Consider the following 14,730-nt stretch of genomic DNA (forward strand, 5'->3'; position numbering starts at 1 on the left):
TGCCGGCTCCATAGAGCCGATTTTTCCCTTCTATGACAAGGAGGCTTGGTGATTCCATGACGACCCATCGACAGCCCGATCCATCGCTGAACCGGTTCCACCCCGTTCTCGCGCAATGGTTTGCGGGCTCTTTCGGCAGCCCTACCGATATCCAGCGCCGGGCCTGGGCATCCATCGGAGAGGGAGAGCATACGCTGCTGGCCGCTCCGACCGGCTCCGGCAAGACGCTTGCGGCTTTGCTGCCCTGCCTGGACCGGGTGCTCCGTTCCAAGGAAGAGACGGGTGAAAGCCTGGACGGCAGCATGGCGCCGTCCGGAGTCCGGGTCATCTATGTCACGCCGCTCAAGGCGCTGAACAATGATATTTACGACCATGTCACTGGATTCGTCGAGGAGATAGGGCGGCAGTATGAACAATGGCTTGCCCGTGAACATCCTGCCGGGCATGACCCGGCATTACAAAGGATTACTTGCGCAGTCCGGACCGGCGATACGCCGGCCTCCAAACGAGCCTCCATGCTGCGCAAGCCGCCCGACGTGCTGGTGACCACCCCCGAATCGCTCTATATCCTGCTCGGCTCGGCGAAGGGAAGAACGATGCTGCGGACGACCCGCCAAGTCATCGTGGACGAGATCCACGATCTGGCGGCGGACAAGCGCGGTTCCCATCTCTCCTTGACGCTGGAGCGGCTCGAGGCTTGGTGCGGCCGTCCGCTGCAGCGCATCGGCTTATCGGCGACCGTAAGGCCGATGGAGCGCGTCGCCCGCTTCCTCGGGGGATGGTCGCCCGGGGCAGGCGGGGGGACGGAGGCTTCAGATTCAGCCGCTCCTCTTCTTTCGCCTGATCAGGACGGCGAAGGCTTCCCGGCTCATCCGCTCGGCTATCTCCCTCGCCCCGTAGCCATCGTGGAAAGCGCGATGCCCAAAACGATGCAGGTTTCGGTCACGATGCCCGACCACAGCCGGCTGCACCGGACCCGGGAATCCGTCTGGTTCCCGATCATGGACCGGCTGCTCCAGCTCATGGAAGGGAGCCGCTCGACGCTTGTCTTCGTGAACAGCCGAAGGCTGGCCGAACGGCTCTGCCTGCGGCTGAACGATTACACCGGCCACGAGATGTGCCGCGCCCATCACGGGAGCATGGACCGGACGCGGCGGCTCGAGGTCGAGCGGCTGCTGAAGGCGGGCGAGCTGCGCTGCATCGTCGCCACCTCGTCGCTGGAGCTCGGCATCGATGTCGGCCACGTCGACCTCGTCATCCAAGTCGACTCGCCCTTGTCCGCCGCCTCCGGCATCCAGCGGATCGGCCGCGCCGGACACGGAGTCGGCGAGGCGAGCCGCGGCGTCATCCTCTCCCGCCAGCGCGGCGCGCTGCCCGAAATCGCGGTGCTCAGCCGCATGATCGCGGAGCGCGATATCGAGCCGATCGAGATTCCGCGCGACGCGCTTGACGTGCTGTCGCAGCAGGCTGTCGCCATGGCTTCCGGCGGCGAGTGGACCGTGGAGGCCATGCACCGCTTGATTGCGGGATGCGACAGCTATCAGGCCTTCCCGCGCGGCAGGCTGGAATCGATGCTTGCGGTGCTGGCCGGCTTCTATCCGTTTTCCCGGCCGCTGCTGGAGTGGGACCGGGGCTCCGGCACGGTCGGACCTCGCAGCAACAGCTCCATGGCAGCGGTCACGGGAGCAGGCACGATCCCGCAGAGCAGCGCTTATCCCGTCCACCATGCCGACAGCCGCGCCCATATCGGCGAGCTGGATGAGGAATTCGTCCAGGAGAGCCGGGTCGGAGACGTGTTCCAGCTCGGCACGAATTCCTGGATGATCCGCCAGATCAGCAAGGACCGCGTGTATGTGACCGAGACGTCGAACAGCTTCAGCGAGATTCCGTTCTGGCGCAACGAAGCCGGCTCCCGCTCCTACCTGCTTGGCCGGAGGGTGGCGGAGCTGTGGACGGAGCTGCTGGAGAGGCTGGAGCAAGGAGATGAAGACGCTCTTCAGGCGGGGAATCGCAACGATCACCGGCCCGGGCGCCCTCCCGATTCGGCCCTTTCAGGGATGGACGGCCTTGAAGAAGGCTCCTCCCTGCCGGACGAGCCCGTCCATCCCGGAGACGAAGCCGTCATCGCCGAGCTCCGGGAGCGCAGCGGCATGGATGACCGCTCCGCGCGGCAGCTGGCCGCCCTCGTCCGCGCCCAGGCCGCCTCCGGCGTCAGGCCGACCCGCAAGCGGATCGCCGTCGAGGTGTACAAGGATATATCGAACCAGACCCACATCGTCATCCACAATGCCTGGGGACGCCGCGTGAACCGGACGTGGCAGCTCGCCATCGAGCGCAGATTCGAGGAAGCGCTGCCCTATCGGCTGTACGGCAACGCCAAGGACAACGGGATCGAGTTCGTGCTGCCGGAATGGGAGCCCTCCTGGCTCCAGGCCGTCCACTCCGTCTCCTCGGACAACCTGCCTGAGCTGCTGCTGGCGGCCATTCCCGGCTCCCCGCTGCTTGCCGTCGCCTTCCGGCGCATCGCCGAGACGTCGCTGCTGCTGTCCCGAAGCTTCACCCGCACGCCGATGTGGCAGATGAGGCTGCGCAGCGAGGAGCTGCTGCGCGCCGCCCTTCCCTATGGAGATCGCTTCCCCTATCTCGCCGAGGCGATGCGGGAGTGCATGAACGTCTACCTCGACCTCGGGCGGCTGCGGGAGCTGCTGCGGGAAATCGAGAGCGGCGGCATCTCGCTTGAGGTGGTGCATACGTCCCGCCCATCGCCGCTCGCCTCCCAGTTCGCAGCGGATTACGTGAACATGCGCATCTACGAGGGCGACGGCCTGGACGGCGCCGTCCGCGCCCAGCTGCTGCAGATGAGCCGCGAGCTCGCCGGCGAGCTGTTCGGCGCCGAGGCTCTGCGGAGCGCGGTCGCTCCCGAGGTGCTGGAAGCGGAGCGCGAGCGGCTCGAGCGGCCAGCCGGCAGCGTTCGCAGCGAGGACGATCTGTACCAGCTGCTCAAGCGGCGGGGCGATCTGGAGCCGGAAGAGCTGCTGCGGCTGGCAGCGTCCGCTGCCGGCTCGGACGAGCCCGCCTCAGCCGAGCCTGTCGGCCGGGCCGTGGCGGATGGCTGGCTGGCCGCGCTGCGGCGCCAGGGACGAGTCGCCGCCTACACGCCCGGCGGCCCGGCCCTGGAGCGGCTCATTTGCGCGGACGAGGCCGGCGTATATGCGGCTTTTCCGGAGGACGAGGACTCCGTGTCGTTCATTATCGAGCGGTACATCTCCCATCGGCTTTCCTTCACGGAGCAAGAGCTGGCGGAACGCTATCCGGCCCTCGGCGCCGACGGGTCCGGCAGGCTGATCTCCCGTCTGCTGGAGGCCGACCGGATCCAGACGGCCCCGTTCGCCGAGGAGGGAGAGCGCCTGTATGCCTCGAGCCTGATCGCGGCGCGGGTCGTCCGGCTCTCCGTCCAGCATGCGCGCAGCCGCAGCGAGGCTGCCGACGCCGTCCGCTGGTGCGGCCAGATGGCGCTCCGCCAGCACGCGCTGCAGGGCAGCCAGCTGCGGGGCGAGCACGGCTTGCTGCAGGTGCTGCAGTCGCTGCAAGGCTTCTATTTCCCGCTGTCGCACTGGGAAAGCTTCATTCTGCCTTCGCGCCTCGCCGCCTACCGGCCCGAGGAGCTCGACCTGCTCTGCGCCTCCGGCGAGGTGCTTTGGCTCGGGCGCAAGGAGCCGGGTGAAAAGGAAGGCAGAATCGCCTTTTTCCTGCCGGATTCCCGGGAGCTGTACGCGCCTTATTTGCCCCAGGACGACGGCGGCTCCGCCCATCCCGCCCTGCTTCAAGCGCTCAAAGCCGGCGGCGCTTCCTTCCTGACCCGGATCGCGCGTGAAGTAGGCCTGCCTCCTTCGGAGGCGCAGGAGCAGCTGCTGGAGCTGGTCTGGGAAGGGCTGGTGTCGAACGACCAGTTCGCTCCGCTCAGGGCCGTCTCCTCCGCCAAGCCCCGCTCGCCCAAGGGCCGGCCGGGAGCCTGGGGAGGCTCCGGTCTCGGCCGCTGGTTCTGGACCGGCTCCCTGGAGGCAGGAATGGGCGATTCAGGCGCCGGTCCGGCCGGGCGCCCAGCTGCGGCTGACGGCGCTGCCGCTCCAGGCGGCCCGCCATCAGCCATCGCGGCATCCGCCCGCCAGGGCGCAGCCGGTATCGCTGCCGCTCCAGGCAGCTCCCTGTCTAATTCCGGGACATCCAGCCATGAGGCGGCTCATTCTCCTGCCGCAGATGCCGGCCGGCAGCTCGCCTCGCCAGCCGAGGATTCGCCCGCGCTGCGCTGGATCAACCATCTGCTGGAATCGTACGGGATCCTCTCGCGAGATCTGGTCTCCGCCGTCTCTCCCTTCTCCTGGGACGAGCTGCTGCCGCTGCTGAAACGTCTGGAGGAATGGGGCGTGCTCGTCCGCGGATTTCTGATCGCCGGCATGCCGTCCATGCAATTCGCGACCCGCGAGATGGCCGAGGCGGTCCGCCGTCCCCTCCCGCAGGACACGGACCGCAGCCTGACCGTCCTGTCGGCGGCGGATCCCGCCAACCCGTTCGGACTGGTCGCCGACTGGCCGCAGGAAGGCAAGGGCGTCTTCGCCCGGAAGCCCGGCAACTACCTGGTCCTGGAGAACGGCCGCTGGCTGTACTGGATCGAGAACAACGCGCGCAAGATCCATCCGCTGTCGACTTCGCAGGGAGATCACGCGAGAGAGGCGGAGGTTCTGCAGGAAATCCTGCGCACGATCGCAATCCGGCAAGGCCTCTCGCGCGTCATCGTCGAGCAGTGGAACGGAAGCCCCGTCGACGATACGCGGGGAGCCGGCCTGCTTCGGGATCTGGGAGCCGAGAAGGACCGCCACCGCTTCGTATTATGGAAGAGCCAGCTGAAGGTGTGAACGGGGCCGTAAGAAGGCCAAAAAAAAGATCTTTTCCCATTCTGTTCCATATGATAGAATGAGAACGAATGTTCGAATCACATGCTATCGCGGGCTTGACGCCGGCTGGCGGAGGAGGATCCTTCCATGGTGCCTTGCAGTGAAATCGACCAGGTCATCGCCTACATTCACCGACACCTTTTCGACCCGATGCCGCTTGCCCGGCTGGCCAGGCACATTTCCTACAGCCCCTCGCATTTCGCCCGGCTGTTCAAGGAACGCACGGGGCTGACGCCCTTGTATTACGTGTCCTCCATTCGTCTTGAGCGGTCCAAGGACATGCTGCTCCGCACCCATCTGAGCGTCCGAGACATCGGCCTCGAGATCCGGCAGCAGAGCCTCGGCACGTTCACGACCCGCTTCACGCAGCGTGTGGGGGTATCCCCCGCCGAATTCCGCCAGTCGATCCGCAGCGCGGATCGGGATTTCGAGTCTCTTCGGCGGCTGAGAGAATGGGAGCAGCCTGCCGCCCCGATCTTCCGGGAGGGATGCGTGAGCGGCACCATCGAGGCCGCCGTTCCGTTCGAAGGCTTCGTCCTCATCGGCTTGTTCTCCAAGCCGATTCCGGAAGGCCTCCCTTTATACGGCACGCTGGTCCGCTACCCCGGCAGCTTCCGCTTCGACGGCGTGAAGCCGGGCATCTACTACCTGATGGCCACCTCTATTTCCTGGACGATGGGGAGGATGGACATGCTGCTGCCGAAGACGACTCTTCGCACCCGCAGCAAGTCCCCGCTGGCCGTCCTTCCGGGCGTCCCCCTCCCGCCTCAGGAGGTGCTGCTGCAAGAGCCCCGGCTGGATGATCCGCCGATCCTAGTCTCTCTGCCTCTGCTCATGAACAACTTCCTGAGCAAGGTTCGGCAAGGACTCTGAAGAATCGGATAAGCTTGCAAGGAAGGATAGTCATCCCTTCCGCGCAAAGGCTGGAAATGGGCTTTGCCGATGAGTCCCGTCCGGTATCCGGGCTCCGAGAATTCCTGCGCCACGGTACGGCGGTCCTCCAGCAGCTTGGTGCCCAGCGTCCAGGCTCCGTGCTGGCTCGGGTACCGCCCGGTCAGGATGGAAGCTCTCGTCGGCGTACAGGCGGGGTTCGGGCAGTATGCCCGCGTGAAAGCCGTCCCTTCTCTGGCGAGCCGGTCCAGGTTTCGGGGTGAGTGGCTCCCCGCCCAGCGCTCCGATCGTATTCCCATGCTGCTGGTCGCTGGTGATGAGCAGAATATGGGGACCTTTCAAGCCGCCTTCCTCCTTCATTCCGGAGTTGGAAAATGGCAACTTGAGCGCTTCAGCTCACAGCTGCCTGAATCCAGCTCATCATCTTATTCCAATGTCTTATTCCAATGTCTTATTCCAATGTCTTATTCAGATGCCTCATTCCAATGTCGTTTCCTTTGTATTCTATCGCTGCCTTTCCTCGCCAGCTGCGGCAGCTCAGATGACGTCCTCATGAAGAGAACAGCCGCAGTTTCCGCAGGGATGAAAAAAAAGCGTCTCCCCCGATTGTCGGGTGAGACGCTTGCATAGAGGGCATGATGACGCTGCGCGGAGGGCGGGCCCGCCTGCGGCTCAGCGCCCTTGCGACGGCAGCTGAAGCAGGCGAAGAAGCACGACCGCCGCCTCGGCGCGGGTCGTCTGCGCTGCCGGCGCGAAGCGCCCTCCTTCGCGGCCCTGGAGCAGGCCGGCCGCTTGGGCGGACGCGGCTGCAGTCCGCGCCCAGGCCGGAATGAGCGCCGCATCGGAGAAGCCGGAAGACGCATTCTTGGCCGCTTCAAGGCCGGCGGCGCGGCTCAGCAGCACGGCCAGCTCGGCGCGGGTGACGCGCTGATCCGGACGGAAGCTGCCGTCCTCGTAGCCGGACACAAGCCCGCGCTCGGCAGCCTCGGCTGCGAATGCCCGGCCCCAGGCCGGAATGGAGGCGCCGTCGGAGAAGCGGGAAGCCGCGGTCTCGCCGGGCTCCTTCACTCCCATGGCGCGAAGCAGCATGGCCGTAAGCTCCAGTCGGGTAACGGGCGCGTTCGGACGGAAGCTGCCGTCGCCATAACCGGTCAGCAGCCCTTGAGCGGAAGCCTCGCGAATGGAATCCGCAGCCCAGTGGCCGCCGATGTCGCCGAACAGCGGAGCTGAAGGGGACGGCGTCGGTGCCGGGCTGGCTGTCGGAACGGCGGAAGGGCTTGGAGACGCTGATGGCGTTGGCGTCGCCGATGGCGCCGGAGTTGCCGTCGACGTCGGCGCGCCGCTTGGCGCCGGCGTGCTGCTCGGCGCCGGCGTGCCGCTCGGCGTTGGCGTGCTGCTCGGCGTTGGCGTGCCGCTTGGCGTTGGAGCCGGACTTGCCGACGGTGTCGGCGTCGGGCTGGTGGACGGCGTCGGCGTCGGATCCGACACCTTCGCCGCAGCCTCGGCAGCGCCGTAGCCGTCGGCGCTCACGGCGCGGATGACTGCTGTGCCGGCTTTATGCCCGGTTACTTTGCCGGAAGCATCGACGGAGGCGATGCCTGGCGCGGAGGAAGTCCACGTCACCGCTGCGTTGTTCGAGCCGTAAGTGCCTGCTGTTACTGTTGCCGCCAGCGATTCCGCCTCGCCGCCTGCCGTCAGTGCGATCTCGCTCCGGTCCAGCTTCACCTGGGTCGTGTTGAGCTGGAGAACGCCGACTGTGCCGCTGACCTCGAAGGCGACAAGCAGCAGCGGCTGCCCGGTCGGGCTGTCTGCGGCAGAGATGAACTCGATGCCTTCCGGAGCCGTATCCGAAGCAAGCGGATCGCTGGCACCAAAGTCGCGGGTATTGATGTAGTTGACGAACCGGGCCGCTTCCGGATCCGTCACGTCGTAAGTCATGACGCCGCCGACGCGCTCTAGACCGATGAAGGCCAAGGTCCGGTCGCCGACATGCCCGATTTTGACGTCTTCGGGCTCCGGCCCTTTTTTCGGACTGCGGGAATCCATCTCCGGCTTGTCGTTGGAGGCATTGAAGTTGTTCGGGAGGCGCTCGGCCGTGATCCGCTCGAAGCCGCTGCCGCTGTCATACACCTGCTTCATCGACGCAGCGTCCCAAACGGAGAAGGAGCGTCCTCCGTACATGTAAATGCCGTCCTTGGCCATGTCGCTCGACGCCTCGACCTTGTCGTAGACGGTCGTTCCGTTGAGGAACTTCGCCGCCGCCGAGTCCGGATCCAGAGCCGCCTTCAGATCCTTGACGGTCGAGCCGTTCTTGCGGCCGGGGAAGTCGGTGGCGTCGCCTTCATTGCCGGTGACCAGATAGGTTTTGCCCCCGGCCTGGAAGGATGCGATGCCGTCCGGCATGTATTGCCCGAAGAACGGGACGTTCTCCAGCGAGATCTTGCCGTCCTTGAGCAGGTCGAGCGCGTTTTCCGGCTTGCTGAAGTCTTTGAAGCCCAGCCCCTTCACCGATATGAACTTGCCGGATGCGATGTCCAGCTCCGCGACGGCATTGTTCTCCTGCAGCGTCACATAAGCCGTGGCCGCATCTCCGGACAAGGCGATATATTCCGGCTCCAGATCCGTGAGCGCCCGTTCCTTCGTTCCTGGCCCCGTAATCAGCCCCTTTGCGTCCGCATCGCCGCGAATATGCACGAGATCGTCGATGATGGAGGGATCATCGAACTTCGCATGGCGCACCGACTGCGATTGGCGGTCGACGATGGTGACGCTGCCTTCGGGATCGATGCCGGCCTCGCGCGGCTCGCCTTCGTTGGCCGTCAGCACGTAACGCCCGTCCGGCGTCGACTTCGCCATATCCGGCTGGAAGCCCGTCTCATAAGCGCGGATCAAGTTGCCCTCGTAATCAAGCTCCAGAATACGGCCCGGATCCCCGGCACCCTTGGCCTGCACGGCGGCGAATACGCGGCCCGCTGCCGTATTGATATCCACGCTCGTCAAATCGCCGTACAGGAATCCGCTCTCCTGCTCGGCAAGCGCCTGGATGTCGATCTGCTTCTCCTTGACCATCTGTCCCGCGGCCAGCTTGACGATATCGAGGCTCGGCGGGTTGCCCGAGCCGTTGACGAGGTAGAACCTTCCGTTGTCACGGTTGTATTTGACGATCTCGGCTACGCCGCCGTCCTTGTTCGTAGCGCCTTCGCTGTAGGAGCCGATCTTCGTGACGCTTATCTGGTCCTGATAAACGGCAGCCGAAGCCGTCATTTCAGCGGAACTGTCGGCTGCCGGCGCGACCAAGGCTTGTCCGACCATAAAAGCCGGCTCCGCGCCCCCCTCCTGTGCTGTACCGATGCCGGCGGGCAGCAGCGCCATCGCCGCTGCCGACAAGCTGAGCGTAAGCCCCAGCGTACGGCTCATTTTGCGTTTGTAACGGTTCATCTTCCGTTTCCCCCTCTGATGCGGACAAGCTGGCACAGGCCTGTTGCCCGCTTTCTTCCTGCTTGTCAGCATATCAAGGAGATGTAAAGAAGGAATCATGGCCATGTTAATAATTCATGAAGGCCGCACGCCCTGTCACCAGCGGCTTCGGTAAGCTTGCGGCGTCGTGCCCGCGAGCTTCTGGAACGAGCGGTAGAACGGGCTGGGGCTGGAGAAGCCGAGCTCCCCGCTGATATGGGCCACGGAATCCGAAGAGCGGGAGACCGATCCTTCGCCTCCTCGATGCGCAGCCGCAGCAAGTATAGGCAAGGCGTCAGCCCGGTCTCGACCCGGAACGACCGGATAAAATGGAACCGGCTCAAGCAGGCGATAGAGGCGAGCTCTTCAATCGTGATTCGGTCGGCGTAGCCTTCCTTCATGAAGGCGACGAGTTTTTGCATGCAAAGGCTTGCGGCGGTCGGAATCGCCGGGCCGGAAGAGGTTCCGGTGGCGACCTCTGCGCAGGTGGAGCCGGATTCGAGAGCAGGCAGGGAAGGCTCGGCCGATTCCGCCCCCGGCTGCTCTTGCCGAGCCGTCCTGGATGAACTCGCAGCTGCCCTGGACCGGAAGCGTCAGCTGCACCCAGTCTTCATGAATGTTGGGCGTATTGACGAAGCCTTCGGCGCCTCTCCAAAACTCGACCGATCCGGTCTGAACCATCATCTCCATCTGCCGTCCGCCCCCTGCAGCGATTATTGCGGCCGGCAGCTCCGCATCATTGGCGGGTGACGTCCCTGGCCTTTTAGGGTTACGATAGGAGGATAGGCAGCGTCGCTTGTCAATGGACGGGGGACGGACGACAGAGAAGAAACGGAAAGGAAGTCTGAACCACCATGATCATCGAATTGAACCATGTGTCGTGGCGAAGGGAGCAGCGCATGCTGCTTCAGGACATCAGCTGGCAAGTGAAGCCGGGAGAGCACTGGGCGCTGCTTGGCCTCAACGGGTCGGGCAAAACGACGCTGCTCAACATCATTTGCGGCTACATCTGGCCCTCGGAGGGTTCGGTCGAGGTGCTCGAAGAGCGGTACGGCGAAGTGGATCTGCGGGAGCTGCGAAAATCCATCGGGTGGGTCAGCAACTCGCTGCAAGAGAAGCTGTACAAGACCGACCGAGCCCAGCTGGTCGTCATCAGCGGCAAGCATGCGACGATCGGGCTCTATGACAAGGTTCAGGAGGAAGACCTCGAGACGGCGCGGGAGCTGATGGCGACACTCGGCTGCGCCCATTTGTGGGACCGGGAATACGGCACCTGCTCGCAGGGCGAGAAGCAGAAGCTGCTCATCGCCCGCGCCCTGATGGCGCGCCCGCGCATCCTCATCCTGGACGAGCCTTGCAACGGGCTCGATCTGTTCTCCCGCGAGCGGCTGCTGGAGAGCATCGGCGGGCTGGCGCGACAGCACGACGCCCCTTCGCTGATCTACGTCACGCATCATACGGAGGAGATCCTGCCAGTCTTCGGCCATGCCCTGCTGCTTCGCAGGGGAGAGGTGTTCCGCAGCGGCAGCACGGGCGACGTGCTGACAGACGGAATCCTAAGCCGGTTTTTCGAGGCTCCCGTCGCCGTGGAGCGGCATGGCGATCGATATTTTGTCCGAGCGGAGTAGAGAAGGGGATTTGCCGAGCAGGCTGCGGCCAAACTTATGATCTGTTTTCTGACCCTATGCAGATGAATCCGCTTCTCCGATAGAAAGCAAAACTAAGCCCGGCATGCCGGGCTTTTTGTCATGGAGCTGCGGAGTCTTCCTTGCCTCGCTCCACTGCTGCAAGCTCCAAACTTGCTGCCCAGCATTGCATCCCCCCATCCCCTCCGGCAAATTAATTTACTACAACCTGAACAATGAGCAAATATTATCATGATCTTCACAAAATAGACGCATCCGCCGGATGACCGGCATCTGTCACATTCCGTCCTTTGCATCGCCAGCGGCGCAGCCTTTACACTGGAATCAATACGCAAGCATCTTTTCGCACATGCTCCCATGCGATTTTTTTAGAAGCCCATTCCTGATCAACTTACGATAAAGGAGCTGCCGCCATGTACCGCTCGAACCGAATATGGCCTGCTGGCCGCCTGTTTACGCTTATCGTCCTTTGCGCCATCCTGCCCTCCCTCCTGCTGGCGGGCTGCAACTTCTCCTCCCCCGTGTCCGGAGGGTGGAAAACCCGCAGCGCCACCGAAGGACTGGAAATCATGGCGAACAAGGACAATTGGAAGAAGTTCACCTACCGGGTCACGCTCGAGAATGTCAGCGAGGGGCCGATTGAAGTCGAATGGGTCGAGCCCGTGCTGAAAGGCAATCTGCTGCTGAACGATCCTGGACGCTCGCTGCGCAAGGAGATCGCCCAGACGGTAGACAAAGGACAGCGCATTACGCTCGAGGACAGCTTCGAATTCAATGCGAAAAACGTCAACCTCGGCGAATCGCAGAACGTGAAGGCGATGCTGGTGAAGGTAAAAGGCGCCGACGAGCCTGTCGAGGTCCAGGTATAAGCCTGCCGGCAAGCGCCATCCGGAACGGTTATCATGCACGACGCACAAAAAAAGCCTCCATTCCGCCCGCGGGCGGAATGGAGGCTTTTCCTGTTTTCGCGGCAAGCCCTTCTAGCGCTTGCCCGGCTTGCGTCCTTGGCGGGATCCGCCGCTGCCCCGGTCGCCGCCGGAGCTGCCGCGCGGCTTGGAGCCGCCGCCGCTGCCCTTGGCCCGGGCAGCTTGGCGCTGCTGGGCAACGCCCGTTCCGGCGGCCGCCGAGACCGACGCTCCGCCCGCCAGCGCGAGCCCACCGGGAGCAGCCGGACCGCTGTCCGCCTCCTCCGGATGTCCGGGCTCCGCCAGATGGCGGAACAGCCGCTGCCCAAGCAGCGTCTGCAGAATAACGAGGATGCCGCCGACGGCCCAGTAGAGCGGCAGCGCCGCTGGAGCCGTGAAGGAGAAGAAGCCCATCATGATCGGCGAGAGATATATGATCCAGCTCATCTGCCGCTGCATGTCCGTCTGCTCGACGCCTCTCTGGGATACTTTGGCCTGCACGAAGTAAACGGCGGAGGCCAGGAAAGGCAGGATGATGTCCGGCTTGCCCAGCTGGAACCACAGGAACGTGTGGCTGGCCAGATCGGGACTCATCCGGATGGCGTAATACAGCCCGGTCAGGATCGGCAGCTGGATCAGCATCGGCAGGCAGCCGATGGCCAGCGGATTGTAGCCATGCTTTTTGTACAGCTCCATCATTTCCTGCTGCTGCTTCTGCATCGTCTCCGGCGACTTGTCCGTATGGCGCGCCTTGAGGTCTTCGAGCTCCGGCTGCATCCTCTTCATCTTGCCCTTCATGATCTGCTGGCTCCGGTACTGCCGCAGCATGAGCGGCATGAGCACGAGACGCACAAGCAGCGTGACGGCGATGAGGGCGAGGCCATAGTTGTCGCTGAAGAAAGAAGCGAGGTGCTCCAGCACCCAAGACAGCGGATAAACGACGTAATGGTTGAAAAATCCCGGTGTATCCGAGTCGATGGTTCCTTTGGCTCCGCATCCGGCGAGCAGCAGCAGGCTGCCCGCGGCGGCGGTCGCCTTGGCCGGACGGCTCCAGAATTTGCGCTTGCGCGGAGCTTCCTTCCGGCGGCCGTTCGTTAGTTCATCCGCAACCGCGGAGCGGCGGTCCTTGTTCGTGTCCATGAATAATATCCTCCCCATTCGTTGGCTGAGCGGCCTTGGAAGAGGGAGAGGCAATCCGCCCCGTCATCATCGGGGGAATCTTTGCGCTTGGACAGGCGGACCAGCCGCAGCCCCAGCGGGCTTGGAATCGCGGCGCTCTTCGGCGCTGCCGGAGGCGCGAAGCGCACTCCGGTGAGGCGCCAGCCGCCATCCTGGACTGCATCCTGGAGCCAGGCGAAATAATAATAAGCCGCGGAGCAGACGATGCCGATGGACCAGATCCACGACAGCAATTCATGAAGCTCGAACAATAAACTCACCTCCCGGTTCAAGTACCTTGAGCGTACCATAATCGGCCTCTCACGCGCTACCGAGGCCCGATTCCCTGTCTGGGAGAAGAAGGATTATGGAATCGTTTCCAGAATAGGTATTTTGTACGAGAACCTTGCATCTAGGATCGGAGATGAAAATACCCATGGAGCATGCACCCGGAGCGGTGCTGGCACAAGGCCGTACCGCGCAAATCCGTCTTTATGGGCAGAACCGCTTGCTGAAAATCTTCAAGGAAGGCATGCCGCGCGCCTATGCCGAGTTCGAATTCAAGGCCGGACGCTTCGCGGTCAAAGCCGGCCTGCCTACTCCCAAGCCCGAGCAGCTGCTGGAATGGGAAGAACGCCCCGCCATCGTCTACGAGCGCTTGTCCGGCAGCACGATGCTGCGCCGGCTCGCTCAGAAGCCGTGGTATCTTTTCCGCGATGCGGCCCATATGGCCCGTCTGCATGTAGCCGTGCACCGCACGGGCGCCGGACCGGACTCGGGGCTGCCCTGCCTCAAGGAAGTGTTGCGGGAGAAGATCGAAGCGGCTCCTATTTTGTCCCCCGAAGAGAAGGCAGGCGTTCTCGCCGGCCTGGACAAGCTGCCCGTCGGCCGCCAGCTTCTCCACGGCGACCTCCATCCCGACAACATCATGATCGACGGCCGCAAAGGCTGGATCATCGACTGGATGACCGCCAGCTACGGCCACCCTGCCGCCGATGCCGCCCGCACCGTGCTCATGCTGCGCACGGGCTCGCTCCCGGAGGAGTCCTCCCGCGCCTTCGAGCTCATTCTGACCTCCGTCCGCAGATTGCTGCTCTCCCGCTATCTGCGCACCTATCTGCGGCTGAGCGGTTTGGAACGCGGTGAGCTCGAAGCCTGGATGCCGGCGCTTGCCGCCGCGAGACTTACGGAATGGCTTCCGCCCGACGAGAAGCTGTCCCTTGCGGGCATCGTCCGCGACAGCCTGCGACCGGCATGACCGTAGGCCGATGGCGATTTCGTCCCTCGCGGCGAGCCCGCAGGCATATCCCAAGCATGCTGACCGCCGATGGCGATTCCGTCCTCGCGGCGCGCCCGCTGGCCTGGCCCAAGGTGCTGACCGGCACAGATGGCAAGCCGTTTTTTCGATTGCAGGCTATCCGGTTGCACAGATTCGGATTAGGTTGATTGATTGTGGGAAAACTGAATCTATCTGACTTCACTGTAGGAGATGGAGGATCCGCCTTATGTCTACCTGGACGCTGCGGTATGCGGATGGGCAGGATGAGCAGCAGCCGGAGCTCGTGTTCCAGCGCCAATCCGAGCTGAATGACTATATCCAGTCGCTGACGGTCAGCGATGTGCTTCGAATTCGCGTCTACGATGCGGATATGCGCAACATGTGCGGAAAAACGTATGTGTATCATTATTTGCTCTGAATCGGCATCCATACGTTTCGATTGT

The 14,730-nt window shown here is 63.7% G+C and carries 11 protein-coding genes and 1 pseudogene; 6 read left to right on the forward strand and 6 right to left on the reverse strand.

The genetic code is table 11. The features are described 5' to 3' along the window. Window positions 1–56 precede the first annotated feature (56 nt). Window positions 57–4,913: a DEAD/DEAH box helicase gene (locus tag ACLBWT_RS10815; RefSeq protein WP_447663136.1), complete on the forward strand. Its 4,857-nt coding sequence runs from the start codon at window positions 57–59 to the stop codon at window positions 4,911–4,913. A 126-nt stretch (window positions 4,914–5,039) separates the two neighbouring features. Further along, window positions 5,040–5,825, forward strand: a complete 786-nt coding sequence (locus ACLBWT_RS10820; protein WP_447663137.1) for a helix-turn-helix domain-containing protein — start codon at window positions 5,040–5,042, stop codon at window positions 5,823–5,825. Here ACLBWT_RS10820 and ACLBWT_RS10825 read toward each other — a convergent pair. From ACLBWT_RS10825 to ACLBWT_RS10840, 4 genes and pseudogenes are all read right to left on the reverse strand, one after another. Then, a pseudogene (locus tag ACLBWT_RS10825) lies at window positions 5,822–6,203 on the reverse strand (sulfatase-like hydrolase/transferase); the annotation flags it as partial. The gene ACLBWT_RS10820 and the pseudogene ACLBWT_RS10825 sit on opposite strands and share 4 nt — an antisense overlap. Before the next feature lie 312 nt (window positions 6,204–6,515). Further along, entirely contained in the window at window positions 6,516–9,281 is a 2,766-nt protein-coding gene (locus tag ACLBWT_RS10830; protein WP_447663138.1) for a choice-of-anchor I family protein, read from the reverse strand. A 135-nt stretch (window positions 9,282–9,416) separates the two neighbouring features. After that, on the reverse strand, window positions 9,417–9,590 hold the full coding sequence (locus ACLBWT_RS10835) for a helix-turn-helix domain-containing protein (protein WP_447663139.1): 174 nt from the start codon (window positions 9,588–9,590) through the stop codon (window positions 9,417–9,419). A gap of 75 nt (window positions 9,591–9,665) precedes the next feature. Beyond that, the gene (locus ACLBWT_RS10840) at window positions 9,666–9,989 is read right to left on the reverse strand and encodes a hypothetical protein (RefSeq protein ID WP_447663140.1); all 324 of its coding nucleotides are present in this window, start codon (window positions 9,987–9,989) and stop codon (window positions 9,666–9,668) included. Window positions 9,990–10,153: 164 nt separating this feature from the next. Between ACLBWT_RS10840 and ACLBWT_RS10845 the strand changes: the two genes are divergently transcribed. After that, the gene (locus tag ACLBWT_RS10845; protein WP_447663141.1) at window positions 10,154–10,927 is read left to right on the forward strand and encodes an ABC transporter ATP-binding protein; all 774 of its coding nucleotides are present in this window, start codon (window positions 10,154–10,156) and stop codon (window positions 10,925–10,927) included. A 431-nt stretch (window positions 10,928–11,358) separates the two neighbouring features. Then, window positions 11,359–11,814 carry a hypothetical protein gene (locus ACLBWT_RS10850; protein ID WP_447663142.1) on the forward strand — a complete coding sequence of 152 codons (456 nt, stop codon included), beginning with the start codon at window positions 11,359–11,361 and terminating at the stop codon, window positions 11,812–11,814. A gap of 111 nt (window positions 11,815–11,925) precedes the next feature. Here ACLBWT_RS10850 and yidC read toward each other — a convergent pair whose 3' ends face one another. After that, a complete protein-coding gene (gene yidC / locus ACLBWT_RS10855) occupies window positions 11,926–12,990 on the reverse strand; it encodes a membrane protein insertase YidC (RefSeq protein WP_447663143.1) in 1,065 nt (354 codons plus the stop codon). After that, window positions 12,945–13,280, reverse strand: a complete 336-nt coding sequence (locus tag ACLBWT_RS10860; RefSeq protein ID WP_447663144.1) for a hypothetical protein — start codon at window positions 13,278–13,280, stop codon at window positions 12,945–12,947. The genes yidC and ACLBWT_RS10860 overlap by 46 nt, the downstream gene beginning before the upstream one ends. A 164-nt stretch (window positions 13,281–13,444) precedes the next feature. On the opposite strand from ACLBWT_RS10860, the gene ACLBWT_RS10865 reads away from it, so the two are divergent. Then, entirely contained in the window at window positions 13,445–14,266 is an 822-nt protein-coding gene (locus ACLBWT_RS10865; RefSeq protein ID WP_447663145.1) for a phosphotransferase, read from the forward strand. 247 nt (window positions 14,267–14,513) lie between these two features. Next, a complete protein-coding gene (locus ACLBWT_RS10870; protein ID WP_021882196.1) occupies window positions 14,514–14,705 on the forward strand; it encodes a hypothetical protein in 192 nt (63 codons plus the stop codon). Window positions 14,706–14,730: the final 25 nt, after the last annotated feature.

This window comes from Paenibacillus sp. D51F (assembly GCF_053345695.1).